Annotated in this window: 21 protein-coding genes; 5 read left to right on the top strand and 16 right to left on the bottom strand. The window is 57.2% G+C overall.

Annotated elements, in window-relative coordinates; translation table 11 throughout:
• Positions 1-31 precede the first annotated feature (31 nt).
• A complete protein-coding gene (phnF, locus tag CLV74_RS10485) occupies positions 32-742 on the top strand; it encodes a phosphonate metabolism transcriptional regulator PhnF (RefSeq protein ID WP_106264376.1) in 711 nt (236 codons plus the stop codon).
• Here phnF and CLV74_RS10480 read toward each other — a convergent pair.
• The 10 genes from CLV74_RS10480 to CLV74_RS10435 all read right to left on the bottom strand — a co-directional run bounded on the left by CLV74_RS10480 (position 739) and on the right by CLV74_RS10435 (position 10,556).
• Entirely contained in the window at positions 739-1,350 is a 612-nt protein-coding gene (locus tag CLV74_RS10480) for an LbetaH domain-containing protein (protein WP_106264374.1), read from the bottom strand. The two genes, phnF and CLV74_RS10480, sit on opposite strands and share 4 nt — an antisense overlap.
• A complete protein-coding gene (gene phnE / locus CLV74_RS10475) occupies positions 1,350-2,669 on the bottom strand; it encodes a phosphonate ABC transporter, permease protein PhnE (protein ID WP_106264372.1) in 1,320 nt (439 codons plus the stop codon). Before phnE (CLV74_RS10475) ends, CLV74_RS10480 begins: the two co-directional genes overlap by 1 nt.
• Positions 2,669-3,520, bottom strand: coding sequence for a phosphonate ABC transporter, permease protein PhnE (gene phnE / locus CLV74_RS10470; RefSeq protein ID WP_106264370.1), 852 nt, complete (start codon positions 3,518-3,520; stop codon positions 2,669-2,671). Before phnE (CLV74_RS10470) ends, phnE (CLV74_RS10475) begins: the two co-directional genes overlap by 1 nt.
• A 69-nt stretch (positions 3,521-3,589) precedes the next feature.
• Complete coding sequence (phnD, locus tag CLV74_RS10465; protein ID WP_106264368.1) at positions 3,590-4,495, bottom strand: phosphonate ABC transporter substrate-binding protein; 906 nt, start codon at positions 4,493-4,495, stop codon at positions 3,590-3,592.
• A gap of 66 nt (positions 4,496-4,561) precedes the next feature.
• The gene (gene phnC, locus CLV74_RS10460) at positions 4,562-5,386 is read right to left on the bottom strand and encodes a phosphonate ABC transporter ATP-binding protein (protein ID WP_106264366.1); all 825 of its coding nucleotides are present in this window, start codon (positions 5,384-5,386) and stop codon (positions 4,562-4,564) included.
• A gap of 259 nt (positions 5,387-5,645) precedes the next feature.
• On the bottom strand, positions 5,646-6,455 hold the full coding sequence (locus CLV74_RS10455) for a sugar phosphate isomerase/epimerase family protein (protein ID WP_106264364.1): 810 nt from the start codon (positions 6,453-6,455) through the stop codon (positions 5,646-5,648).
• Positions 6,456-6,467: 12 nt separating this feature from the next.
• The gene (locus tag CLV74_RS10450) at positions 6,468-7,286 is read right to left on the bottom strand and encodes a carbohydrate ABC transporter permease (RefSeq protein WP_245888518.1); all 819 of its coding nucleotides are present in this window, start codon (positions 7,284-7,286) and stop codon (positions 6,468-6,470) included.
• The gene (locus tag CLV74_RS10445) at positions 7,283-8,155 is read right to left on the bottom strand and encodes a carbohydrate ABC transporter permease (RefSeq protein ID WP_106264362.1); all 873 of its coding nucleotides are present in this window, start codon (positions 8,153-8,155) and stop codon (positions 7,283-7,285) included. Before CLV74_RS10445 ends, CLV74_RS10450 begins: the two co-directional genes overlap by 4 nt.
• A gap of 60 nt (positions 8,156-8,215) precedes the next feature.
• Positions 8,216-9,490: an ABC transporter substrate-binding protein gene (locus tag CLV74_RS10440; protein ID WP_106264359.1), complete on the bottom strand. Its 1,275-nt coding sequence runs from the start codon at positions 9,488-9,490 to the stop codon at positions 8,216-8,218.
• Positions 9,477-10,556 carry an ABC transporter ATP-binding protein gene (locus CLV74_RS10435; RefSeq protein WP_106264357.1) on the bottom strand — a complete coding sequence of 360 codons (1,080 nt, stop codon included), beginning with the start codon at positions 10,554-10,556 and terminating at the stop codon, positions 9,477-9,479. Before CLV74_RS10435 ends, CLV74_RS10440 begins: the two co-directional genes overlap by 14 nt.
• Positions 10,557-10,746: 190 nt before the next feature.
• Between CLV74_RS10435 and CLV74_RS22570 the strand changes: the two genes are divergently transcribed.
• From CLV74_RS22570 to CLV74_RS10420, 4 genes are read left to right on the top strand one after another with little or no spacing between them, the layout of a single operon-like run.
• Positions 10,747-10,920, top strand: coding sequence for a ribbon-helix-helix protein, CopG family (locus CLV74_RS22570; RefSeq protein ID WP_146134930.1), 174 nt, complete (start codon positions 10,747-10,749; stop codon positions 10,918-10,920).
• 4 nt (positions 10,921-10,924) lie between these two features.
• Complete coding sequence (locus CLV74_RS10430; RefSeq protein WP_106264354.1) at positions 10,925-12,448, top strand: CHAD domain-containing protein; 1,524 nt, start codon at positions 10,925-10,927, stop codon at positions 12,446-12,448.
• Positions 12,449-12,450: 2 nt separating this feature from the next.
• Complete coding sequence (locus CLV74_RS10425) at positions 12,451-13,194, top strand: ParA family protein (protein ID WP_106264352.1); 744 nt, start codon at positions 12,451-12,453, stop codon at positions 13,192-13,194.
• Positions 13,195-13,198: 4 nt separating this feature from the next.
• The gene (locus CLV74_RS10420; RefSeq protein WP_106264350.1) at positions 13,199-13,681 is read left to right on the top strand and encodes a CYTH domain-containing protein; all 483 of its coding nucleotides are present in this window, start codon (positions 13,199-13,201) and stop codon (positions 13,679-13,681) included.
• A gap of 128 nt (positions 13,682-13,809) precedes the next feature.
• Here the strand turns inward: CLV74_RS10420 and CLV74_RS10415 are convergent, their stop codons facing one another.
• From CLV74_RS10415 to CLV74_RS10390, 6 genes are all read right to left on the bottom strand, one after another.
• Positions 13,810-15,978: an esterase-like activity of phytase family protein gene (locus CLV74_RS10415; RefSeq protein ID WP_106264347.1), complete on the bottom strand. Its 2,169-nt coding sequence runs from the start codon at positions 15,976-15,978 to the stop codon at positions 13,810-13,812.
• A gap of 352 nt (positions 15,979-16,330) precedes the next feature.
• A complete protein-coding gene (locus CLV74_RS22815) occupies positions 16,331-16,756 on the bottom strand; it encodes a hypothetical protein (protein WP_170108020.1) in 426 nt (141 codons plus the stop codon).
• 208 nt (positions 16,757-16,964) lie between these two features.
• The gene (locus CLV74_RS10405; protein WP_106264344.1) at positions 16,965-19,082 is read right to left on the bottom strand and encodes a GumC family protein; all 2,118 of its coding nucleotides are present in this window, start codon (positions 19,080-19,082) and stop codon (positions 16,965-16,967) included.
• A 271-nt stretch (positions 19,083-19,353) separates the two neighbouring features.
• On the bottom strand, positions 19,354-20,709 hold the full coding sequence (locus tag CLV74_RS10400) for a polysaccharide biosynthesis/export family protein (protein ID WP_106264342.1): 1,356 nt from the start codon (positions 20,707-20,709) through the stop codon (positions 19,354-19,356).
• Positions 20,710-20,780: 71 nt separating this feature from the next.
• Complete coding sequence (locus CLV74_RS10395) at positions 20,781-21,419, bottom strand: YjbF family lipoprotein (RefSeq protein WP_106264340.1); 639 nt, start codon at positions 21,417-21,419, stop codon at positions 20,781-20,783.
• Positions 21,416-23,572, bottom strand: coding sequence for a YjbH domain-containing protein (locus CLV74_RS10390; RefSeq protein ID WP_245888517.1), 2,157 nt, complete (start codon positions 23,570-23,572; stop codon positions 21,416-21,418). Before CLV74_RS10390 ends, CLV74_RS10395 begins: the two co-directional genes overlap by 4 nt.
• Positions 23,573-23,746 lie beyond the last annotated feature (174 nt).

Below are 23,746 nucleotides of genomic sequence, written 5' to 3'. Positions count from 1 at the left end.
GCGCAAGCCTTGCAATGTGAAGTTTTCGTAAATGACCCGATCAACAGTCTGGAACTCTATCGCCGCGACCCTTGGCCAAGAGATCGCCGCAGGCCACTATCCCGAAGGCACCAAGCTGCCGACCGAGGCCGAACTGGCAGCACGTTTCGGCGTCAACCGCCACACGGTGCGCCGCGCCCTGACCGATATGGCCGAGCGCGGCTTGGTCAGGTCCCGCCGCGGCTCTGGCGTCTTTGTGGAAACCGCGCCAACCGAATATCCCTTGGGCCGACGGGTGCGCTTTCATCAGAACATCCGCGCCTCTGGCCGAACGCCAGCCCGCAAGATGCTGCGACTGGAAGAACGCCCTTGCGACGCCAACGAGGCCGAAGCGTTGGGGCTAACGACCGGCGATCCGGTGCTGATTTGCGAAGGGCTGTCCCTGTCCAGCGACACCCCCCTTGCGCAGTTTGTCAGCATCTTTCCCATCGCCCGCCTTGAGGGCCTGAAAGAGGCATTGGCCGAAATCCCGTCGGTCACCGAGGCCCTGCGCCGCGTCGGGGTCGAGGATTACGTCCGCCGTGACACACGTGTGACCGCCGAACTTGCCAGCGCGGGGCAGGCGGCCCTGTTGGGATTGCGCGAAGGGGCGCCGCTGCTGCGCACCGTTAGCCTGAACACCACGCTGGACGGCACCCCGATCGAGCGGGGCATCACCTGTTGGGCCGGTGACCGTGTGGCACTGACCCTGGCGAACGATTAGGCGTATTTCTCCAAGAACGCCTCAATCGGCAGACTGCGGAAATCGGGCAGGCGATCACGCAGAGCCTCATGCGACCAATCCCACCACGCCAGTTCCATCAGGCGATCCGCAATGTGGGTCTCGAACCGCTTGCGGATGGGTTTTGCGGGTAGACCGGCAACAATGGTGTAGGGGTCCACATCCTTGGTCACGACAGCGGACGAGGCGATGATCGCCCCGTGGCCAATGGTCATCTCGGGCTTGATCACTGCATTATGTCCAATCCATGTGTCATGGCCGATATGGGCCAATCGCGACTGGCGGTGCACAAAGAAGGCCTGATCCCGATCCGCATCGTCCCAGTAATCATCCGAGCGATACAGGAAATGGTGAAGCGACGCCTGCGCCATCGGATGATCGGTCGGGCCAATCCGGCTGAAAGCGGCGATATTGGCGAACTTGCCGATCCGCGCGTTGGCGATATCCGCGTAACGGTCGCAATAGCTGTAATCGTCAAAGACCGCGTTGTTCAGGCGACTGCCTTTGCCGATCTCGACATAGGACCCAAAGCTGGAGCCGGTGATTTCGCAGTCTGGGTGGATAAAGGGGTCAAGACCGAGTTTGGACATCATTCCCCCTTGATCAACTTGTTGCGCAGCCAGCCAGAAACCGTGTCCATGAGCATAACCATCAGCACGACGAGGATGATGTAATAGGTGACCTCTTCCCAGTCTTTCTGGGTCAGCATGGCTTGGGTCAGCAACAGACCGATGCCGCCGCCAGTGATTGCACCGATGATGGTGGCGCTGCGGGTGTTGGACTCAAAGAAGTACAACACCTGTGACAAGAGGATCGGGGTGATCTGCGGAATGACCCCGAAGCGATAGACATGCGATTTGGCCGCGCCGGTCGAGGCCACACCTTCGATCTGCTTACTATCAACGTTTTCTAGTGCTTCCGAGAACATCTTGCCGAAAGAGCCGGTATCCGTCAGCAGGATCGCCAAAGCGCCGGTCATCGGGCCGGGGCCGAAGGCCCGGGCCAGAATGATGGTCCAAATCAGACCGTCGATACCGCGGAACAGGTCAAACACGCGGCGCAAGGCAAAGCGCACCGCCATGAGGGGGGCAAAGTTCTTGGCGGCCAGAAATGCCAGTGGCAGGGCGACAATAGCCGCGCCGAATGTGCCAAGGAACGCCATCAGGATCGTCTCGAAAATCGCCCAAGCCACCATGTTGTGGTGCCACATGGGATTGTTCCAGAAGTCATGCACGGCACCGGCGATATTGCTTTGTCCCTGCACGATTTGCGGGCCAAACAGGATGTCAGTCAGGCTGTAGCCGTAGTAGGGGCTGTCCAAGGTGAACCAGAACAGTTCCCACCCGAAGAAATAATTGAAAACCTCAGTCTTGCTGCGGGTCAGCGACACGCGCCCTTCATCGGTGGTGATTTGCAGGCGAGACTTTGAGGCAGAGATCCAATCGGGCAGATCACCGGTCAAATTGGTTTTGATCTCGCGGCCAGACATGGCAGCTTCGATTACGCCGTAATCGGGGATTTCAAAGCGCAGGGCATTTTCGGGCAGGAAGGTGACGATCTGACCGCCACCAAGGTCGATGCGCGTAGACTGGCCATCACGCACCACCCAATCCGGTGCGGTGCCTGTCGGGTAGTTGCCCTTCCGCTCGCCCTCAATCGAGACGCTGACCTCGCCGCTGCGATTGTCACGGGTGACGTGGGTTTTGTAGCTATAGGTGTCCGACATCAGGGTCTGCGCGTTGTCCCAGCGAGCACGTTCCGCCAACCCAAGGATGTCAAAGGCAAAGAACACATAGGCCAGATAGGCCAGCACCACAGCAGGCAGGGCAATAGAGACCAGCTTTTTGCGCAGGAAAATCCGGTCAGAGGCCGCGTAAAGCGTGTCGCGGGAAAGAACGTCGGTGGACATCAGTGGCCCCCTTCCGAGATCAGGCGGTTGCGGATGTAGCTGGACAGTTGGTCAAAGGCGACGATCGTCAGGAACAGCAACAGGAAGATTGCCGCAGCCTCATCGAATTTGCCCTGACCCCACGACATGGTGTTTTTCAGCTCGTATCCAATGCCGCCTGCGCCGACGAAGCCAAGAATTGCCGAGGCGCGGATGTTGATCTCGAACCGCAGCAGGCCGTAGCTGAAGTAATTGGGGGCGACCTGCGGGATCACGCCAAGCCACATACGTTGGCCCCACTTTGCGCCAACGCTGGCAAGCCCCTCGACAGGTTTGAGGTCAGCGTTCTCATTCACCTCAGAGAAAAGCTTGCCCAAAGCGCCGCTGGTGTGGAACGCAATCGCGATCATCGCGGGAACCGGTCCACCGCCAAGCACAAAGATCAGCATCAGCGCGATGACGATCTCGGGCACCGCACGCAGGATGTCCATGATCCGGCGGAAGACGGGGATCATCGCAGGCCAAGGGGCCAGCCCGCGGGTCGACAGCAGCGACAAGACCGTCCCGAACAGCGCCCCCACTAGGGTCGAGACGGCGGCGATGTTGATCGTCTCAAGCAACGCAGGGAAATAATGCACCAGATGGGCCGGAATTTCCGCCAGATGCTTGGCGGTATCGGCCCAAACGGCGGCGGGAAAATCGAAAATTTGCGGCAAGCCCGTCCAGAATCCGCCCGCGTTACGCTCATTGGCCAGCCCGAAGCCGCTAATCATCAAAAGCGCGAAAATACCAAGGGTCAGACCGCCATAAAGGCGCTTGCGGCGCACCAGCGCCGCATAGTGGCTGCGGGTGTCCATCGGAATATAGGTCATAGGGAAGGGCTCCGGAGAAAGGCAAAAAGGCCCCGCCACAGGGACGGGGCCTTTCATCAGGTCACGATCTTAGTTCGACTTCGCTTTGCGCGCTTCGATGATCGAGAGGTAGTTGTCGTGGGTGATGGGCTGGAAGCCAAGGCTGTCACCTGCCGCGATGTTGTAGGTGCAGTCCTTGTCCATCTCATAAAGACCGTCGATCAGAGCGGTCATCTTGGCTTTGACGTCTGCGGGCAGAGCTTTGCGCAGGACGACGGGGCCTTCGGGGATCTCTTTCGAGCGCCAGATTTCGACCAGTTCGTTCATGTCGACCAGACCTGCATCAACCGCTTTGCGCAGCGCGCCCGAGTTGTAGCCGTCTTCCCACGCGCCCATGCCATCGGCCCAGGTCACGCCACCGTCAACGTCACCGTTGTTCACGGCAACGATGGTTTGCTCATGGCCGCCGGTGAAGGTGACTTCTTTGAAGTAGTCGCCCGACTCCATGGTGATGCCGTCTTTGTACTGGGGGATCTCGATCGAGGGGATCAGGTAACCCGAGGTCGAGTTCGGATCGCCAAAGCCGAAGGTTTTGCCAGCCATGTCGTCCAGCGAGGTGATGCCGCTGTCCTTGCGGGCGAAACCGATCGAGTAGTAGCCGATCGAGCCGTCCATGTTGACTTTGACCAGCACGGGTTCGACCGCTTCGGGATCCTGCAGGTAGGTCGCCGCGTAGCCAGATGCACCCAGCCATGCCATGTCGATGGTGCCACCCAGCAGACCCTGGATCACGCCGTTGTAGTCGGCGGGGGCGAACAGTTTGGCTTCAACGCCAAGGGTCTCTTCGGTGTATTTCTTCAGGCACTCGTGGTTGTTCAGACGGTCCTGAGCGTTCTCGCCGCCCAGAATGCCGATGTTGAACTGGGTGATTTCCTGAGCAGCAGCAGCGCCAGTCAGCGCGGTGGTTGCCAGTACGGCAGCAATCAAAGTTTTCATCGTTCTCTCTCCAACTGTTGAAACCCGCCGCAGCATCGGCGGGGTGATGAAACTAGGGGAAAAGGGTTAGACCGTGACCTTGGCGATCAGGCGCTCGGCCTCATCAGAGTGGATGTGGTCACGGATTTCGGTCGAGGTCGCAGCCTCTGAGAAATTCTCGTCAGCGCCGTAGATGTCGCGGGCAACACCGGTGGTCAGCTGCGCGGGGGTGCCGTCAAAGACCATCCGGCCATCGCGCATCCCGATGATGCGGTCACAATAGCGGCGCGCAGTATCCAATGTGTGCAGGTTGGCGATCACCATACGGCCGTCTTCTTCGTGGATGCGGCGCAGGGCCTCCATCACGGTTTGGGCATTCATCGGATCAAGGGATGCGATGGGCTCGTCCGCCAGAATTATCTTTGGGTCTTGCATCAGGGCGCGGGCGATGGCCACGCGCTGTTGCTGGCCACCGGACAGGGCCTCGGCCCGTTTGGCGGCGTGTTCGGCAATGCCGAGGCGTTCCAGCAGGTCAATCGCCTTGTGGATTTCGTCTTGGGTGAACAAGTTGAACATCGTGCCCAAAGTCGAGCGTTTGCCTAACGTGCCATGCAGCACGTTCGAGACAACATCCATGCGCGGCACCAGATTGAACTGTTGGAAAATCATCGCACAATCGGACTGCCATTCGCGGCGCGCGCGGCCCTTCAGTTCCAGCACATTGCGCCCTTCGAACAGCAACTCACCGGAAGAGGCGTCGGTCAGGCGGTTTACCATTCGCAAAAAGGTCGACTTGCCCGCGCCCGACCGCCCGATGATCCCGATCATGCAGGGCTTTTCGACTTTGAACGACACCTTATCGACGGCGGTATTGTTCCCGAAGGTCTTGGTCAGCGCTTTAACGTCCAGCATGATGTTCCCCGTTTTGTCCGGAGTCTCATGCGGGCTGGCCGTGTCACTTTCCTTACGGTTTTGTTAAAGTTTGATTACGCTTTGCATGACCTAGAGTGCAGCACCTCCGGACGGCTAAATCAGATGCCACAATGGAAATGGCCGCTCACATACAATGGAGCGGCCAAATAAGTAGTTTTTCGCTGTATCGGCAGGGCTTTTCCTTATTTGCGCTTCAAGATTGGCGTGCCATTTTTGCAATTCAAATTTACAAATAAGTTCAAGCCAATCCTTCAAGCCACGCAACAGTTTTAGGCAACTGATCCGTGTAGCGGCGCACTTCAAGGATCAGGCGCGGGCATTCTTCTAGGCGCTCAAGCGCCTTCAGCAAGGGTGACCAGTTGATATCGCCCTCACCCGGATGCCAGTGACGGTCTGCATAGCCATCCACATCTTGCAAATGGACATGGCCCAGAACACCGCTGGCCGCCGCGATGAAGTCATTCACTGGCGGCGCGGAATAGTTGTTATGCGCCAGATCCGCGTGGCCGGTGTCGATTGAAACCTTGAGGTTCGGATGATCGATCTGCCGCACCAGATCAACGCGGGTCGCCGGATCGGTGTCATCGATATTCTCCAGCATCAACGTGCAGCCGATATTGCCCGCGTGGGCCAGCACGGGGGTCAGACAGTCGGCGGCGGCCTCATACATATCCGGGATCACATTTGGATAGTTCCGGCGGTTGAGGTGGTGCCAGAAGGTGAATGGGCTGTGGATCACCATATGGGTGGCGCTAAGGGCTTCGGCGATCTCAAGGCCTTTCATAAAGCGCTGCTGCACGATTGCGCGGATATCGCGATCAGGGTTCGACAGGTCCAGCCCGAAAAACGGCCCGTGGATGCCGCGCGGGCCTTTGTGACCGTCCAGCGCCTTCTGGTAGGCTTCGACCAGCGCCGTGCAATCTTCGACGATCACATCCGGATAAACGAAGTCCTGAATTTCAATCGGGCGGTTTGCTTCGCAGAGCCAGTCTTTGAGATGCCCGAAATCATCATAGGTCACGGCAGCGCCGAAGGTGGACAGAGCCATTTGAGTGATCCTTTACTTGATGCCAGCGCGCATAAAGCTTTGCACGAACTGGCGTTGAAACAGAAGAAATCCCAAGAGCAGCGGGGCCGCGGTCATCAGTGTCGCCGCATTGATCACCGCCCAAGAGGTGCCGCTGTCAGTGGTAGCAAAGATCGACAGACCCACGGTCAGAGGACGCGTCTCGACCGAATTGGTGATGATCAGCGGCCACAGAAAGTTGTTCCAGTGATGGCTGACCGACACGAGACCAAAGGCCAGCATCGCGGGCTTGCCCAAAGGCACATAGACCCGCCACAAGACGCCAAGAAGGGAGCAGCCTTCGATCCGCGCGGCTTCATCCAGTTCTTTGGGGATGGTCATGAAGGTTTGGCGCAGCAGAAAGATCGCAAAGCCCGAAGCAAAATAGGGCAGGCCAATCGCTAGAATTGAATCCACCAGCCCAAGCGCCCGCATGGTCTTATAATTCTCGACCAGCAGGATGTCGGGCATGACCAGCAGTTGCAGCAGGATCAAGGCGAACAGGATCGACTTTCCGGGAAACGAGAGCCGCGCAAAGGCAAAGGCGGCCAGCGTGCACAGCACTAGTTGCGCTGCAAGGATCATCGCCACCAAAAGAAAGGTGTTCAGAAAATAGCGGGCAAAAGGAGCCTGCTGCCACGCCGCCGAAAAATTCCCAAGGGTCAGCGGCGCGGTCAGATCAAAGCGTGCCTCAAAGGCGGCGGGGTGAAAGGCTGCCCAAATCGCATAGGCCAGCGGTACAAACCAAAGCAGCGCCAGCAGTGCACCACCGCTGCGCATTAAAATGCGATCAAGGGCTGTGTCCTGCATCATCTGTAGTGCACCCGCTTGTCAGCCAGAAAGAACTGCCCGATCCCGACTGCCGCGAGGATGGCAATCAGAACCATGGTCAGCGCCCCTGCATAGGCTGTGTCCCAGTAGCGAAAGCCGGTCTCGAAGATATAGTAAAGCAGCAGCATCGAGGCATTGTCCGGCCCGCCTTTGGTCATCACGAATACATGGTCCACGAGCCGGAAGGCGTTGATCACCGCATTGACCGAGACAAACAGCGTTGTTGGCATGATCAACGGCAAGGTCACGCGGCGAAAAAAAGTCCAACGGGAACAGCCCTCGATCGCGGCAGCCTCGCGCAGGGTTTCGGGGACGGTCTGCAGGGCGGCAAGGAAAAAGATCATGAAAAAGCCCGCCTCTTTCCAGATCGTCACGGCTGCGACTGCATAAAGAGCGGTATCAGGCTGGCCCGCGTAATTGGCTGATGCCAGACCAAAGAACACGCGGATCTGGTCGATCAGACCAAACCCCGGCGCGTAAAAGAACAGCCAGATATTCGCTACCGCGATCAGGGGCAGCACCGTGGGAGTGAAAAATGACATCCGCATGAGGCCCACGCCGCGAAAACTGCGATGCACCAGCAGCGCCATCGCCAAGGCCAGCAGGATCGAAGCCAGAATGGTCACCAGCGCATAGATCCCAGAATTCACCATAGCCTTCAGGAAGACCGGATCGCTGAGCATTTGCTGATAATTGCCAAGGCCCGTGAACATCGCCGCGCGTCGGCCCTTGGGCGTGGTATACAGGCTGTTGATCAGCGTTTGGACGGCAGGCAGATGGGTGAACGTGATCAGGAATACAAAAGCAGGCAAGAGCAGCGCCCACGCGTAAATCCATTCCCGTTTCACCATTGTATCGCTCCGCCCGAAAGGGAAACGGGGCACCTGTGACAGGCACCCCGCGTCTTGGGTTTAGAAATAGGGCTTCAGGATTGCTTCAGCGGCAGCCTGAGCGCCGTCCAGCGCATCGCGCGGGCTAGCCTGACCGGTGATCGCCGACTCCAGAGCCGAATTCAGCGTCTGGGTGACTTTAGGCCCTTCGAAGGTCGACAGTTCGGGAACGGCGAACTCCAGCTGGTCACGGGCGACAAGCGCTTGCGGGAAATCAGCGGTGTAGGCCTTCATGGTCTCGGTTTCCCAAACGTCGGGACGGGGTGCCACATAGCCGGTTGCAATGGTCCATTTGGCGGCCTGTTCAGGCGCGGTGACCCATTTCACGAAATCCGCAGCGCCCTGAAGCTCTGCCTGATCCGAGCCTTTGATCAGATAGAAGTTGCCGCCGCCGGTGGGTGCGCCGTTCTGGGTCAGACCAGGCAGGAAGCCAACGCCAAAATCAAAGGGCGCATTGGTGCGCACGTTGGTAAGGTTGCCGGTGGTGGTCCAGATCATCGCGGCCTGACCGTCAAAGAAGGCCTTGGGCGTGCCGCCCCAATCCAGAATGCCGGGAGCCATGACTTCGTCCGTGGTCGAGAGGGCAACCAGTGCCTCAAGAGCGCCAACAGCTTCGTCCGAATTAAAAGACACCTTGGTACCCGACTGGTCCGCCAGCTTGCCGGCGTTACCAGCGACAACACCAGTCCAGAGCCACGAGGGGAAGCCCGACGACGGAATATGCACGCCCCATTGGGTGACGTTACCAGCGTCATCCTTGACGGTCAGGGCCTTGCCCATCTCCACCATCTCGGCCCAGTTGGCGGGGCCTTGATCGGGGTTCAGACCTGCGGCGGCAAAGGCCTCTTTGTTCCAATACAGAACAGGGGTCGAGCGCTGGAAGGGGATACCCCAGGTTTTACCTTCGGTCTGACTGTTCGCCATGAATGCGGAGTAAAAGCCGCCGATCCAGTCTTTCTGCTCGTCTTCGGTGACGAAATCATCCCACGCCACGATCATGTCTTCGTCGATGAAGGTGAACATGTCGGTCGAGAGCGAAATGATCAGCTGGGGTGCATTGCCACCACGCACGGCAGTGATCGCCTTGGTGGTCGTGTCCGCGTAAGAGCCGGTGTAGATCGCCTCGATGTTCACGCCCTCGTTCAAGGACATGTATTCTTCGGTCAGGCTCTGTATGGTGTCCGCTGCCGCGCCACCGACGGCTACGGGAAAGTAGAACTCCAGATCGAGTGCCGAAGCACCGCTTGCCAAAGCGACAAGCGCGCTGCTGGCGAAAAAGACGTTACGCAGTTTCATGGGTCGTGTCCTTTTGAGCTAGGGACGGGGTGGGAAAATCGTACTGGGGCAAACGTTTGCCTGTGGTAGCGTCAAAGACGCTGGCCGATGCGGCAAGCCAACCAAACCGGAATTTTGGCGCCGGCAAAGGGGCGCTGGCGGGGGTGCGCATGATGAACGCTGTCTGCCCCGCTTGGGCCGAAATCAGTCGGTCCGCACCCAGATATTCAACGCCCGTCAACCGCGCAGTCGGCCCCGAATGGCTAAGGTGGATGTCTTCGGGTCGCAGCCCGATCACATGGGGCTGGCGCACCTGCGGCACAGGCCCACCTGCCAAATCAACCGGATCGAACAGGGCCATCGGCGGCGTCCCGATAAAGCCCGCCGTGAAGGTCGATGCGGGACGGGTGTAAATCTGCTCGGGCGTGCCAACCTGATCAACACGGCCCGCGTTCATGACAATGATCTTGTCAGCCATGGTCATGGCCTCGACCTGATCATGGGTCACGTAGATCACTGTCAGCCTCAGCTTTTGCTGCAAAGCCCGCAGCTCGACCCGCATTTCGGCCCGCAGCTTTGCGTCAAGGTTCGAAAGAGGTTCATCCATCAAACAAATCGGCCGTTCGCTGATCACTGCGCGCGCCAAGGCCACTCGCTGCTGTTGGCCGCCCGAAAGCTGCGCAGGCTTGCGATCCAGAAAGGCGGACAACCCCATCATCTGCGCCACAACAGCCAAACGGCGGGACATATCCGCCTTGGCTGTCCGGCGCACCGTCAATCCAAACAGGATGTTCTGCGCGACAGACAGATGCGGGAACAGCGCGTAGGACTGGAAGACCATCGACAGATCCCGTCCGCTTGGTGGCAGGGCGGTGACATCCTTGCCCTCAACCCAGATTACACCGGCGGTCGGCTGGTCCAGACCCGCGATCAGACGCAATAAGGTGGACTTACCGCAGCCCGAGGGTCCCAGCAAAACCGAGAACGCACCCCGCTCGAACGAGACAGACACGCCGTCCAGCGCAATGCTGTTTTCGAAGGCGCGGCGGACGTTGTCGATCTGAATAAAAGGGTCACTCGTTTGCATGAGGTTTCAGAAATCACCGCAATGCAAAGAGACAGTGACAGGTCCACGAAACTTTTATGTCGCCCTTAAAGACAGTCATGGCGCGGCCTTGTCGCCCCGCGGGAGTGCAGTCAAGAAAAACTCGCCCCATGATTGCAATACCCACACCACCGTGAAATGATGACGTCATTACGTCATCAATGGTGCCCCGATGCCGAAACAAAAAGATGCCTCCGACAAAGAGGGCAAGGACAAGAAGAAAAACACCTCACTGCGTCTGGAGGCCAAGACGCTCAAGGCCCTGAAATTGCGGGCCATTGAAGAAGACAGCAGCGTCCAGAAGATCATTGAAACCCTTGTTGAAGACTATTTGAAAAGGTCCTGAGTTTATGTCTCTGACATTTTTGCCGAGCTACCTTGTCAGGTCCGATGCGCTTGATACCTTGTCGGGCAAACCTATCGGAAAGCTGCGGGCGCGCCTGACGCGCGGCGAGAATGATTTTCCCTTCAAAGTGTTGGACACCCACGACGAACATCTGCGCCGTCGTGGGATATGTCTGGTGCGAAGCGGATCCGATCTGTTGCTTTGGCCTGCCGCCCATGGCCCGATCACACAGTACGTTGGGAAGGACCCGGTTGAGTTTGTCACGGATTTGCCTGACGGTCCGGTTAGGCAGGCACTCGGGGCCGTGCCGGAACTGCGCAGTCTATTACCTATGGCGCAGGGGCGGATGCAGCAGGTGCTGCTGGCGTTGGTAGACACGGAAGAAAAGACCCGCGCCCGCGCAGAATTCCACGTACTGACGGCCCAAGACGGCTCTGCCGCCATCGTCCAACCGCAAGCCCTGCGCGGCTACGATGGCGCCTATACACAGCTGATCAAGGCACTGGGTGCATGCGGGGCAAAGACGCTGACCGAAGCCTCGGTTATCGCCGCACTCAACCCCGACCATCGCCCCTATGTGGCAAAACCTGATCTGAAACTAGGCGCCAAAACAACGGCTTATGATGCCGCGACCGGGATCATCAAAGCCTATCTGGCAGTGGCCCGCCGGAATGAGGCCGGCATCATCGCAGATACGGACATCGAATTCCTGCACGATTACCGGATCGCTCTGCGGAAAATCCGATCCGTTCTGAGCCTCTTCAAAGATGTCTACAAAGACAAACAGACACTGGCGCTAAAGCAGCAATTCTCGGACCTGATGGCCCTGACCGGCCGTCTGCGCGATCTGGATGTTTATATGCAAGAACGTCAGTTCTTTTTCGATCTGCTGCCCGAAAGCCTGCACGCCGGTCTGGAGCGAATGTTCCAGATGTTCGCCGAAGAGCGCACAGCCCAATTGGCAACACTGGCCGCGCACCTCCAAAGCCCCGCCTATGAGGCCGAGATCACCGCCCTGATCAACCGCTTCGACACCTGCCACAAGCTGCGTCCGGGGCCCGAGGGCGATCGGAATGCGCAGACCTATGCAGCAAAGCTGATCTGGAAACGCTACCGCAAGATCTGCCAGATCGCTGAGGCGATTGACGATCAAACCGAGGACGAAATGGTCCATGAACTACGCATCCAGTGCAAAAAACTGCGCTACCTGATGGAGTTCTTTGCCCCTGCATTCCCGAAAACCGCTTTCAAGTCACTTCTCAAGCCATTGAAAAAGCTTCAGGATAACCTTGGTCTATTCAACGACTATTCGGTGCAACAAAACAGTCTTACCGCGTTTCTGGATAGCCTCGGCACAAAGGACCATGATCGCAACATGCAGCTTGCCCAAAGCGTCGGTGCTTTGATTGCCGTGCTGCACCAGCGCCAGCGAGAGGAAAGGCTAAAGGTCGTGGACAGTTTTGCAATGTTCAACAGCAAAGAAACACAACAGACTTTCCGCGATCTGTTCCATGGGGGGAAAAGCTGAGAATGAAGATCATTGCCTGCTATTCGAACAAAGGCGGCGTGGGAAAAACCGCGACGGCGGTGAACCTTGCCTACGCTTTGGCGGCAAAGGGCCAGCGTACGCTGCTGTGCGATCTGGACCCGCAGGGGGCCTCGAGCTTTTATTTTCGTGTAAAGCCCTCGAAAAAGCTGACTGAAACCAAGTTTTTCGAGGACGTTGAACGGTTTACCAAAGCGATCCGCGCCAGTGACTTTGACGGTTTGGACATACTGCCCGCCAACATGACCTTCCGCGATTTTGACGTGTTTCTCAGCCGGATGCGGAACAGTCGCTCGCGGTTGAAAAAGGCTCTGAAGGCAGTGAAGGGGGATTACGATGTGATCTTGCTGGACTGCCCGCCCAATATCTCGACCCTCTCCGAGAATGTCTTCAGCGCCGCCGATGGCATCATTGTGCCGGTGATCCCGACGACCTTGTCCCAGCGCACCTATATCCAGTTGGAGCAGTTTTTTCAGGCCAACAAACTGCCCCTGAAAAAGCTGCACGCATTCTTTTCCATGACCCAAGGCGTGAAGTCCCTGCATGGGCAAACGATGGAAGATATGCGCAAACAGCACAAAAAGCGCTTTCTAAAGACCCAGATCGCCTTCACCTCCGATATCGAGAGGATGGGCGTTCAGCGCGCGCCAGTCATGGCAACCGCACCCCGCAGTCAAGCCGCGCAAGCCTATGGAACGCTTCACGATGAACTGATGGAAAGGCTATAATCCCATGAGCGCCGTGCAAGAAATCGAACGCAAGTTCCTTGTGCCGACCGCGCCGGACCTGAGCGGTTATGTCGCCGAAGTGGTCCGCCAAGGCTACATCACGGTCGGCGGCGAAGGGCATGAGGTCCGCGTGCGCCAGAAGGGGCAGGGGTACTTCATCACCGTGAAATCCAAGGGGACTTTGGCGCGGGCAGAATATGAAACCGCGCTGAGCCAGGAACAGTTCGACACCCTCTGGCCCGCCACCGAAGGTCGCCGCCTTGAAAAGACCCGTTATACCGGCACGTTAAGCGATGGTTTCCCTTGCGAAGTCGATATTTTTGAAGGGGCACTAACCGGTTTGGTTATGGTTGAGGTCGAGTTCGCAAAACTAGAGGCTGCCAAAGCCTTCAGCCCGCCCGATTGGTTCGGCACAGATGTCACCGAAGATAAGCGCTACAAGAACAGTGCCCTCGCCAGCGCGGGTACATTGCCGCCGGGCACGTGATCACAGAGTCTACGGGTCAAAAATGGGACGTCCCGTGTTTGCCGGACATGTTTCGGCAAAGGCACAAAAAGCAAAGCGGCGCACAGCTTCCTGTGCGCCGCTTTTCCGTTTAGTAACAGACGTCTAGATCAGTTCATCGCGGTCACGGGGCCAAGGTTCAGGAAGAACGTCTCGCCCGAGCTATCGTCGACACCATCGTTATCGCTGATCACCAGCATGTTGCCTTCGCCGTCGAAGGTCAGACCTTCGACTTTGTCCACGACATAACCGCCGAAGGCTTTGAGGTCAGGGATCAGATCGCGCACGACTTCTTTGGCAACCACCGGCAGTTCACCACCCAGCGGTGCGGGAACCAAATCTGCAGCACGAACGCGTGTGATTTGCTTGATCTTGGCAGCATCACCGATCTGGTTGTCACGTTCGATGAAGTAGACTGCATCCCCGTGCAGAGTGATTTCCGACAGGCCAACCCAGCCTTCCTCGCCCTTGTCCAGCGGGTAGTGCATTGCGCCCCACTCTTCGGTTTCAAGGTTGTAGGCCACCAGTTTGACCATGCCTTTTTCGTCGTCCGCCCATTCACGCTGAACGGCCATCCACAGGGTGTTGCCAATCTTGGTGATGCCTTCGAAGCCATAACGCTTTTCGACGGCCATCAGCTCGGCAGGTAGGCCGATTTCTTCTTTGATCGCGCCTTTGTCGTTCACGTGATACAGCGCATGGGGGACGACACGGTCCGTCCGGCCTTCGCTTGCAATCCAGAAACCGCCTTCGCCGACGGCTGCGATACCTTCCATGTCCAACTTCTGGGCAGGGCGACCAGCGCGGGTCACAGAGATGGCTTTTTCGATCTTGGCAGGTGTCTGCGTGGCATCGATCTGGAAGATGGTGGGCTGGTAGCTGTAGAAGCTGTCGTTCACCGCATAGACCTTGCCATCAGCGTAGGTCATCCCCGACAGAGCACCCCAACCGATCAGATCTTCCGCACCGGCCGACGTGATGGTCGGGTAAGCTGCGGGCGCGTCCTGATATTCGTAGATCATCACATGCGCACGGGCTGCACCGTCTTCACCAAGGTCCGCCTCATTCGCGGTGGCCAGCAGGTTCCGCGCGGGGATCGCAACGGCGCCTTCAGGGCTGATGCCCGACGGTAGGATTTGCTTCAACACCGGGTTGGCAGGGTCGGTCATATCGTAGACACCGGCGACCGACGCGCGCTCTGCCAAAACGAAGGCGTAGGGCGTGCCGCCGAAGGTGGCAACTTCCATCCCCTCAGGTTCAACGCCTTTTGCATCCGAACGTTTGTCGGGGTAATGGCCGGACTGGATGACAGCGTGTTCAAAGCTGTTGCCGCTCTCGTAGATAACGGTGCCGTTCTTATTGAACACGGTGATCCCGCGCGAACCGCCGTCCATGTCGCCTTCGTTCGCAATGACAAAATGATCGTTGTCAATCCAGCCAAGACCGTCGGGCTCGCGCAAGCGGCCCATCTGGCTTTCGGTAAAGACAAGCGCGCCGCGCTCATCTGTGGCGTCAATCTCGGTCAGATCAACGGCACCCGCCGAAAAGCTGTTCATGATTTTACCGTCGGCACCGATGATGACGATGGCGTTGTTTTCCTGCAGCGTCACAGCGATTTCGCCCAGACCATTCACATCCGCGAACTCAGGCTCGGGGTCGTTCGGAGCGATCTCGGTCAGACCGGTCACGTCGATCTTCTGCATCTGGTCACAGACAGGCGCGTTGTTTTGCAACGGCAATTTCACCATGAAACCAGCAGGTTCCTGCCCAACACGGCCATCGCCCAGATCTTCGTCACGCTCGTTCTCAATCGCCAGAGTCACAAACGAATTATCATCCGATTTCGCAATTGAATCCGGCTGACCGCCAAGATCGCATTCCGAAATGATATCACCAGAGGCCACATCCACGGTCACCAGTTTGCCCGACGGCTGCGTATAGCTGTCCGAGGTATTCACACCAACCAGCGCGGAGGCGCCGGCCACGACAACCGAAGTCGGCTCGCCGCCCATGTCCACATTACCCATCGCCTTGGGGGCTTTGGGATCGGTAATGTCGATGCGACCGATCACGCCAAGGGGGCTGTCGGTGTAGACCAGCGTCATGCCATCCTCGGTTACCGAAATGATCTCGGCCGAGGTTTCGCGGTTCATGTCTTCGCCTGCAGCCATGTTGGCGGGGGTGGCAAAGCTTGCGATGCGGTTGAAGTTCATCTCGGCGGCAGCTTCATGCGCGAAAAGCGCAATGGCTGCGGTCAAGCAGACACGCGTGCGGTACATAGGAATATCCCCGTTGGACTTGTAATCGGTAAGTGCATGAACGGGGTAGGTATCGGTTCGTTGACGGTTTGATGAAAGTCAGATGACAATCCCGATTGGACTGTCGACTCTGAGTTGGCAGAGCACCCATCATCGAACAATATCAGTAGGATAGAGCTATCCTGAGCTTTTAACGACGTAAGGAAAGCGCAGTGCGGCGAAACCTCAGCGTGATTTGAAGAGCGGGTTAAAACCTAATGGGAACCATCGATGTAACCCTGACGGTTGGGTGGTTCGGCCAATTTCAGGCTATCCAGAAACAAAAAATGGCGCCGGAGCGCCATTCTTCTTTGTTCGATCAAGCAGACCAACCTTAGTTGGTACCAGTGGTGCTGGTTGTCGCGGTGGTCGCGGTGGTCGCGCGCTTGTTGTTGTCGTCTTTGTTCTGGTTGTTCTTGACGGCTGCGCCGACGGCTGCGATCGCCGCACCCGTACCCAACACAGCAACTGCGCCAAGACCGCCAATGGCAGCAGCAGCAGCACCCGCTGCGGCGGCCGCACCTGCGGCAGCGGCACCTGCAGCAGCACCTGCGCCGGCAGCAGCACCTGCGCCGGCAGCAGCGCCCGCACCGGCAGCGCCCGCACCGGCACCTGCGCCAGCAGCGCCTGCACCAGCACCTGCGCCTGCACCAGCACCTGCGCCACCAGAGCTTACGCTAGCAGCGCCTACGCCGCCCTGTGCCATAACTGCAGCGGGAAGAAACAAAGCAATCGTCGTACCGAGAAGTAGGTTTTTCATGGAAACTCTCCATCTGAAAGGCTTGCCAATCTAATAGCAAACCGTTGAGGCCCATGAAAAGTGCATTTCCGAAATTTACGTTAAAAAGGCTGTCATTATGACCCTTGAGGCAGATTTGGAAACGTCAATTAATCACGCAATATCAAGATATAAACTTTTAGTTGTTTCAGCGGCCCCACTTTCAACTGTAAGTAGGGCCACATGATTCTCAGCTTTCGTAGTAGCTGTGGTAGGCGCCGTAGTAATCACCATAACCGTAACGCTTCATTCCACGCTTATCGATCTGACCCAGGACAAGACCAGACGGACGCAGGTTAACGGTCTCTAAAGTACGCAGACCATCGGTGACTTGACGCTTCATGGTATAGTCCCAACGCACCGTATAGAGGATCGCATCGACCTTTTGCCCGATCACACGCGCATCAGGCACCGCCAATACCGGCGGGGTGTCGATGATAATGCGATCATACTTGCTACGAAGCATTTCGATGAACTCGCCGAACTTGGCAGAAGAGAAGAAGTCGGCAGCGTTGATAGCCGACTTTTCACCGAAAAGAATGTCTGCCTTCAGCGTGTCGTTATAGGCAATCGCATCCTCCAGCGGGATGTCGCCAGAGACCACTGACAGAAGACCATGCTTTTTCTTGATGTCGAAATACTCGCGGAAGACCAGCTTGCGGATGTCGCCTTCGACCAACAGCACCTTTTCACCAAGCCCCGCAAAGTTCTGGGTCAGCGAGATAGACTGTGTTGTCTTACCTTCCCCGGGGATCGAGGATGTGGACATGATCACCTTCGGGTCATGGTCGATATTGGCCAAGCGCAGCGAGGTGCGCAGGTTCCGGATTGCCTCTGCCGCTGCTGAGTTGGGCTTATCCGTCAGGTACTTCAGAACATTCGAGCGGCGACGCGCCGGAATGGTCGGGATCTGACCGATCACCGCATAACCGGTCTTCTGCTCAAGATCTTCAGCCAGACGGTAGGTGTTCTGGGTCATCTCTTTCGCAAGAACACCGCCCGAACCGATCATCAGCCCAAGAATAAGCGACAACGCCAGAACGCGTCCTTTTTTGGGGCTTGAGGGGGCACTCGGGATCACCGCTTCACTCAGGATACGGCTGTCGGCCTGCTGGATGCCTTGCTGAACGCTGGCCTCTTTCAGGCGGCTCAGAAACGCCTCATAGATCAGTCGGCTGGCCTCGGCTTCACGCTCGAACTGCTGCAGCTTGACCAATTCATCGGACTGACGCGCGGCCCGAGCCGAGACTTCCTCAATCGAAATACCCAAAGCTGCAATCTGACCGCTGATCCGCTCCGCTTCCCCTTCGGCCCGAGCGATCAAGGTCTGCGCCCGCGTTTCCAATCGGCTTTTCTGGATGGCTTCGTCATCACCATTCAACAGCAGCCGGTTCAGAATGTCGTCACGGGTTTCAGACGCAAATGCCGCGAAATCACCAGTTGCAAGCCAGTTCTTATAACCCTCAATTTCTTGCTGCTTTGCGACTAGAGAAGTCTCCAGAAGAGCGCGACGCTCGCGCAGTTCTTTGAGCTGGCGGTTAACAGCAATCAGACCTTCAGGGCTGATCAGGTCGGCGTTACTGACGAAGGTTTTCAGACGTTCTTCAGAGTCTTCCAGCGAGATTTGCAGATCCACGACCCGCTCACTCAGCCATTTGGTAACCTGTTCTGTTTTCTCGAATTTTACGCGCACCTGATCGTCAATATAAAGCTGTGCAAGCCGGTTCGCGATAGCGGCGGATTTGCGTGCCTCCTGCGTTTGAACGGTAATGGTGAACACATAGCTCTGACGCAAGTTTGAGATCGAGACTTGGTTCAGCACACGGCTCACCACCCCATCGATCACACGCTGTTCTTCCAAGGGTTCAACAACCTCGGCCTCTCCCAACACCGCTTCTTTGATGAAACCGACCAGTTTTCCAACCGAAAATGCGGGCTCGGGCAGAAGCGACGGATTGAACTCCGGATCGTCCTGTAGCTTGAGGTCCAGCACCAAACGTTCAATCAATTCGCGCGACCGCAGAACTTCGACCTCGGTGTTGATGGTTGACGTATCGCCGCTAAGGCCAGTGACGACACTTTCAATGTCCATCACCTGCTGTTCACGGCTTTCAAGCGCTACCGAGGAACTTGCGGTGTACATCGGGGTCGCTGCGAACAAAACGTACCACGCACCGATGATCAGAGCGGCAAGGCCCGCGGCGAGAATCCAGATTTTCCCGCGCCACAGCGTGCCAAGAAGCGCCAGAAGATCGATTTCGTCATCGGCATCGTTCAGATTTTGGAGCGGTTGATTGGGGCTAAGCATTGATTGATTTCACTTCCGAGCCGGTATTGGGCCCATACACTGATTGGGCAAAACGGGTGGGTAAAAGCTGGTCACAAGGATTAACGAAATATCACTGTGAGATCAGTGGTCACAATTGGCTTCGATATATCCAGATTGGGAGGGAATGCCAAAAGAAACATGCCATTATGGGCTGAAACCGCCGACTTTTTCACAATTTTGCTAAGAAAAATGTGAAAAAAGGCTCGCATTTCTGCGAGCCTTTCCGCGATTGTTTCTTTCATGTCGCCGGTTACTGCGCACTCGCGACACTGATGCCCTGAGACAGCAGCGACGGGACGATCTGTTGGACTGTGCGGTTCCAACGGGTCACCGGCTGTTCGGCGATAAAGACCACGTCATTCGGGCGCAGCTCGAACCGGGTCGCCAGCGTCATGTTCGCAGCATTGCGCGCATTCAGATGCCACGCAGTGACTGCCCCAAAAGCCGCAGGATCATTGGATGCCCGCAGCACGTAGATTTGCGCGGGGTTGCCGGTTTGCGAAGAAAAGCCGCCGTCATTGTAGATCGCGTCAGCCAGCGATGCCGTCCGGCCAAGGGGCAGGGCAAAGCGGTTGGGCTTACTGACTTCGCCGGTCACATAGACGTAGTCACGATCCACCGCGTCAAAATCGGACTGGGCCTGATAGTTCGCGCGGGCTTCCTGCAGGTTCGCGCGCCGCAGATTCACCTCTGCCTGAAGCTCGTTCAGGGCCTGAATCCGAGCCGTCTGATTGTACTGGGCAATCTGGATTTGCTCGTCAAAATAAGCCTGCGCACGGGACAGCTCATACTCGGTATCCACGAAAATGCTGTCACCGGCTGCAAGACGGGTCTTTTGCAGATTTGCCCGTTGCAGGTAATCGGTCAGCGGAATCTGGTAGAGGCTCCCATCGCGGTAGATCCGGATCGAGGCATAGTCCAGATCGGGGGTCTGGATGCCACCGGCAGCCGACAGGGCCTGATCCAGCGTCACTGGCGACAGGCTGAGCGGGATGATTGCAGGTTGCCCCACGGCACCGCCAATCGAGACGCTCTTCGAGTTGAACTCTGCAATCTCAAGGCTGAAGGTCGGATCGATCTGGTTGTCCAACAGGCGCTGGAACAGGCGTGCTTCGGCCTCTTCCAAGGTCAGTCCGGCAACGGGCACGCGGCCCACATCGGGGATCGCAATCGCGCCATCGTCCTGAACAGTGTAGCCTTGACGACGGTTCTGCGCCGCCAGCAGACCGCTAAGTTCTTCGATGGTGTTGCCCACATCGCGCGTCGCGAGTAGCAGAACATCTCCGACACCGATTTCATAAGGGGCCGAAGGCACCACAGGTGGTTCACGCAGTTCAAGCGAAGCAGGACGCGACGGACGGTCCAACGTCGGCGAGGGGGCAGGGCGCGCCGCCTGAGCCAGACCCGCGCTACCGGCAGTCTGGAAAAACACCGCGGGCAGTTGCTTTGGCTGATAGACAGAGGTGTTCGCAGCCAGAACGCTCTCTGCGTTCAGAGCAACGACACGGACTTTTCCGTTCGCGTCGGACACTTTTGACGGCACATAAATCGCGCCGCAGCCGGTCACAAATGAAAGTCCAAGAATAGCGAATGCTCTAGCTAGCATCGGGTCCCCTCAATTCATATCCGGCGCGCAGATACGCCGGATACGGGTTCAATCGGTTTCTATTCAGGCGCTTATCCCAGATCTTCGATCGAGATAAAGCCGCGTTCCGGTCCGAGCCATTGGCGAGAGGCTACGATTGCTCCTGCCTGATTGGTTCGATACATGTTTTCAAATTCTGTGTCATACCCATAACATTTTTCGACTGCCGAAGTCCCTTGGACTTCGATAACGCAATCGAAGGCACGCAATACTGTGTGGTTTTCGCCATCTAGATAGCGATGGACGCGTGATGCTCGCCCACCCCCATTCCGGATGGCCCCATGAATTTGGCGGACATCCGCATCCATAAGGTCAAAACCAAGGCCACGGGTCGCGACGACAATCCCGCCGTCCAAAGTCAGCGCGATATTGTCTACCGTCTGATAAATCTTCTTTCCCTGACGGTCGCTGACCAAAAACAAGCCGGCCGAGACAGGAGGCTCGTCCATTGTGGTCACAATGAAGGGCCGGTTGCCAAATTGTGCTCGCACCTCAGGCGTCAAAGCCGCTTTGATCTGCTCGGCGTTTGGTGATGCCGCCTTGGTCCCGCGCAATTGCTGGATTTGGGTCTTGATTTCACCGAAGGTCTCAGAAGGCGAAGTGTCCGAACCGCAGGCCGAAAACGCAAAGGCCACCGAAACGCACAGAAGCAAGTTACGCAGTAGTTTCATCGCCAGAACCGCCCCCAAGTGTTACGCAGGACAGGATTTTGCGCCTCGCGCACAGTATCGTAGAGACGTCCGGGTACGACGACACGGGCACCACCGTCACGAAGGATCGGCTGGATCGTACCGCCAACACTGCCGCCCACAGGTTTGCCCGTGAAATAATCAAGCGGAACGTTCAGCACGATCCCTTTGTCGAACGAGCCCTCGCCAAAGGTTTCAAACGGCACATCGGTCAGCGTCGCATAGGCGCCGATCAACCAGCCATTATCGAATTCCCGATACAACGAGAAGGTCGCCCCCCAATCCTCGGCAAGATAGCGCCCCGCATCGATCTGGCCCAGATACCCACCATTAAATGCGTAATAGGCGGACACATGGCCAGTCGTGGTCCGGTAATCGCGCAGGCCAAAGCCTTTGTCGAAGTCACGCTGCACGACCTCATTCAATTCAACGCCTAGAGCCAAGCGACTGTCTACCGGCTTCCACAGCAGCTCACCCGAGACGCCCGCGTACATCGTCTCGAAATAGCCAAGGGTAAACCGGCCATAAAGATCGGGGCCCGGACGGAAGTAATGACCAAGAGTAAGGTTATCGATCCCGCCATCGGTCTCATGGTACTTATAGACATCTGTGCGAACACGCGGCAGCTCTGATGGATCGCTGCGCCCGCTTGCGCCCAAGTTGCCAGCAAGACGCTGGTTGTAACGCCCCGTGATAAAAGTGCCGGGACGGATATTAAATATGGCCGTCGCTGCAGCGCCAACGCCGATACGGATCGGATTGTCCGGATCGAAATAGCTGGCCTTGCTATATGGCTGCAGACCCCAAGAGAACCGTGGATAGGCATCGTCAGGATATTCGGCACCCTCGGTTTCGCCATAGGCGTCTTTGATCTGCGCGCGAATATAAGTTTCCCACGCGCCATCGGGCGCACTTTCAAAATCCTCAAGGTCCTGTCGCCTTAGGACAACTTTTGAAAGAGGTTGGCCATTGCCGATAGGCACAACGACGATCGTGTTCACCGACGCCGGCAAGGTACCGGTCGCAATCCGCGCGACACGACCAATGGTTTGCGCATTCGTGTTGTAGCGCGACGTGCGGATAAAGATCGTCGCTGTGTCCCCAGTGATCTTCATGGCCTCAAGGACCATCTTTTCGTTCGCCATCATATCCGAAGTTTGGGTTCTGATATCGCGGCGAATTTCGGGATCTGCTTCCCAGCCAAGGTCCAAAGAAGGGGCTTGATCACGCGCCAACACCGGGACAGGCGCGGTTTCAGTTCCGCCAAATACTTCGGGTTTCCGAGGGTTTAACGCGGAAGAAATCGCAACCCCAATTTCCGAGCCGTACATCGAGTAGGCCTGAAGCGAAATCCCGTCAAAAACCTCATAGCTCACACCCCAGTTGACCGGTGAAACCCGATCAAATAGCGGCGCAGTGCGGTTTCGCTCATATGAGTAATCGTCGGACGAATACTCGACCTTGAAGGACAGCTTGTCCGTCGCCTGATAAGACAGCCCTGCGAAGACCCCCATATCGCCACGGAACCACTGGCTGGACTCTACTTCGCCGCCCTTCCCGTAATCCCTTTGAGGACGTGTCTCGAAGGCACTATTGATTGCGCCCAAGGGATTTGTGACGCCATTCGCACTACCAAAGCGGCCCCAACCCAGACCGACAGTGCCTTTCAGCTTCTCCCCGAAAGACTTGGTTGCGACAACATATTCGCCGGAATAAACGCCTGTACCCACGAAATCCTGCAGCCCGATCGCGACGGCTGGCAATGTGCTTGTCTCGTCCAGCACGCGAAACCGCAGGTCAAAGGATCGGTCGTACAGTGCGTACTCTTCTCCCAAACGGAAGGCGTCAGGTGTACGCGAAATCCTCGAGTATCTAAAACTGCCCGACAAGCGCGGCGTCATTTGGAACGTCAGCGTACCGCGAGAGCTATGGGCAAAGTCTGTAAGCGTCGTCGCAAATTCCGCATCGGGGGCGCTTTCCGCTGTCGGCATATCGATCAAACCGACGGTACCAAACATCGAATAGCTATGACTGCCGTCCTGCGCACGTGCGCCACCACCAAACACGATTGCCGCACCAGCTAAAAGACAGGCAATTCCCCGGGTGGCTTTTGATTGAGCGGAAGCTTTCAACAACGCAGTATCCTGAACAGGAGCGAGTAAATATTTCTGTCTCGTGACGACTTTCATGCGGACACAACTACGTGACTTTGCGCAATACAGCAACGGATTTTGCGTGGTTTTACGGCTTGATCTGTTGATAAAACCCGTTGAGAAGGTTTAAAAATTCGCAGCACTTCTTGGCGATTG

Origin of the sequence: Donghicola tyrosinivorans (genome assembly GCF_003003355.1) — a bacterium.
Classification (GTDB): domain Bacteria; phylum Pseudomonadota; class Alphaproteobacteria; order Rhodobacterales; family Rhodobacteraceae; genus Donghicola; species Donghicola tyrosinivorans.
This window is presented reverse-complemented; position numbering and strand designations above follow the sequence as displayed.

Coding starts and splice junctions, on each gene's coding strand:
- phnF (WP_106264376.1), top strand. CDS start 32: ATGACCCGATCAACAGTCTGGAACTCTATCGCCGCGACCCTTGGCCAA.
- CLV74_RS22570 (WP_146134930.1), top strand. CDS start 10,747: ATGCCGAAACAAAAAGATGCCTCCGACAAAGAGGGCAAGGACAAGAAG.
- phnE (WP_106264370.1), bottom strand. CDS start 3,520: ATGACCTATATTCCGATGGACACCCGCAGCCACTATGCGGCGCTGGTG.
- CLV74_RS10430 (WP_106264354.1), top strand. CDS start 10,925: ATGTCTCTGACATTTTTGCCGAGCTACCTTGTCAGGTCCGATGCGCTT.
- phnE (WP_106264372.1), bottom strand. CDS start 2,669: ATGTCCACCGACGTTCTTTCCCGCGACACGCTTTACGCGGCCTCTGAC.
- CLV74_RS10420 (WP_106264350.1), top strand. CDS start 13,199: ATGAGCGCCGTGCAAGAAATCGAACGCAAGTTCCTTGTGCCGACCGCG.
- CLV74_RS22815 (WP_170108020.1), bottom strand. CDS start 16,756: ATGAAAAACCTACTTCTCGGTACGACGATTGCTTTGTTTCTTCCCGCT.
- CLV74_RS10400 (WP_106264342.1), bottom strand. CDS start 20,709: ATGCTAGCTAGAGCATTCGCTATTCTTGGACTTTCATTTGTGACCGGC.
- CLV74_RS10480 (WP_106264374.1), bottom strand. CDS start 1,350: ATGTCCAAACTCGGTCTTGACCCCTTTATCCACCCAGACTGCGAAATC.
- phnD (WP_106264368.1), bottom strand. CDS start 4,495: ATGAAAACTTTGATTGCTGCCGTACTGGCAACCACCGCGCTGACTGGC.
- CLV74_RS10445 (WP_106264362.1), bottom strand. CDS start 8,155: ATGGTGAAACGGGAATGGATTTACGCGTGGGCGCTGCTCTTGCCTGCT.
- CLV74_RS10395 (WP_106264340.1), bottom strand. CDS start 21,419: ATGAAACTACTGCGTAACTTGCTTCTGTGCGTTTCGGTGGCCTTTGCG.
- CLV74_RS10415 (WP_106264347.1), bottom strand. CDS start 15,978: ATGTACCGCACGCGTGTCTGCTTGACCGCAGCCATTGCGCTTTTCGCG.
- CLV74_RS10450 (WP_245888518.1), bottom strand. CDS start 7,286: ATGATGCAGGACACAGCCCTTGATCGCATTTTAATGCGCAGCGGTGGT.
- CLV74_RS10425 (WP_106264352.1), top strand. CDS start 12,451: ATGAAGATCATTGCCTGCTATTCGAACAAAGGCGGCGTGGGAAAAACC.
- CLV74_RS10440 (WP_106264359.1), bottom strand. CDS start 9,490: ATGAAACTGCGTAACGTCTTTTTCGCCAGCAGCGCGCTTGTCGCTTTG.
- CLV74_RS10405 (WP_106264344.1), bottom strand. CDS start 19,082: ATGCTTAGCCCCAATCAACCGCTCCAAAATCTGAACGATGCCGATGAC.
- CLV74_RS10435 (WP_106264357.1), bottom strand. CDS start 10,556: ATGCAAACGAGTGACCCTTTTATTCAGATCGACAACGTCCGCCGCGCC.
- phnC (WP_106264366.1), bottom strand. CDS start 5,386: ATGCTGGACGTTAAAGCGCTGACCAAGACCTTCGGGAACAATACCGCC.
- CLV74_RS10455 (WP_106264364.1), bottom strand. CDS start 6,455: ATGGCTCTGTCCACCTTCGGCGCTGCCGTGACCTATGATGATTTCGGG.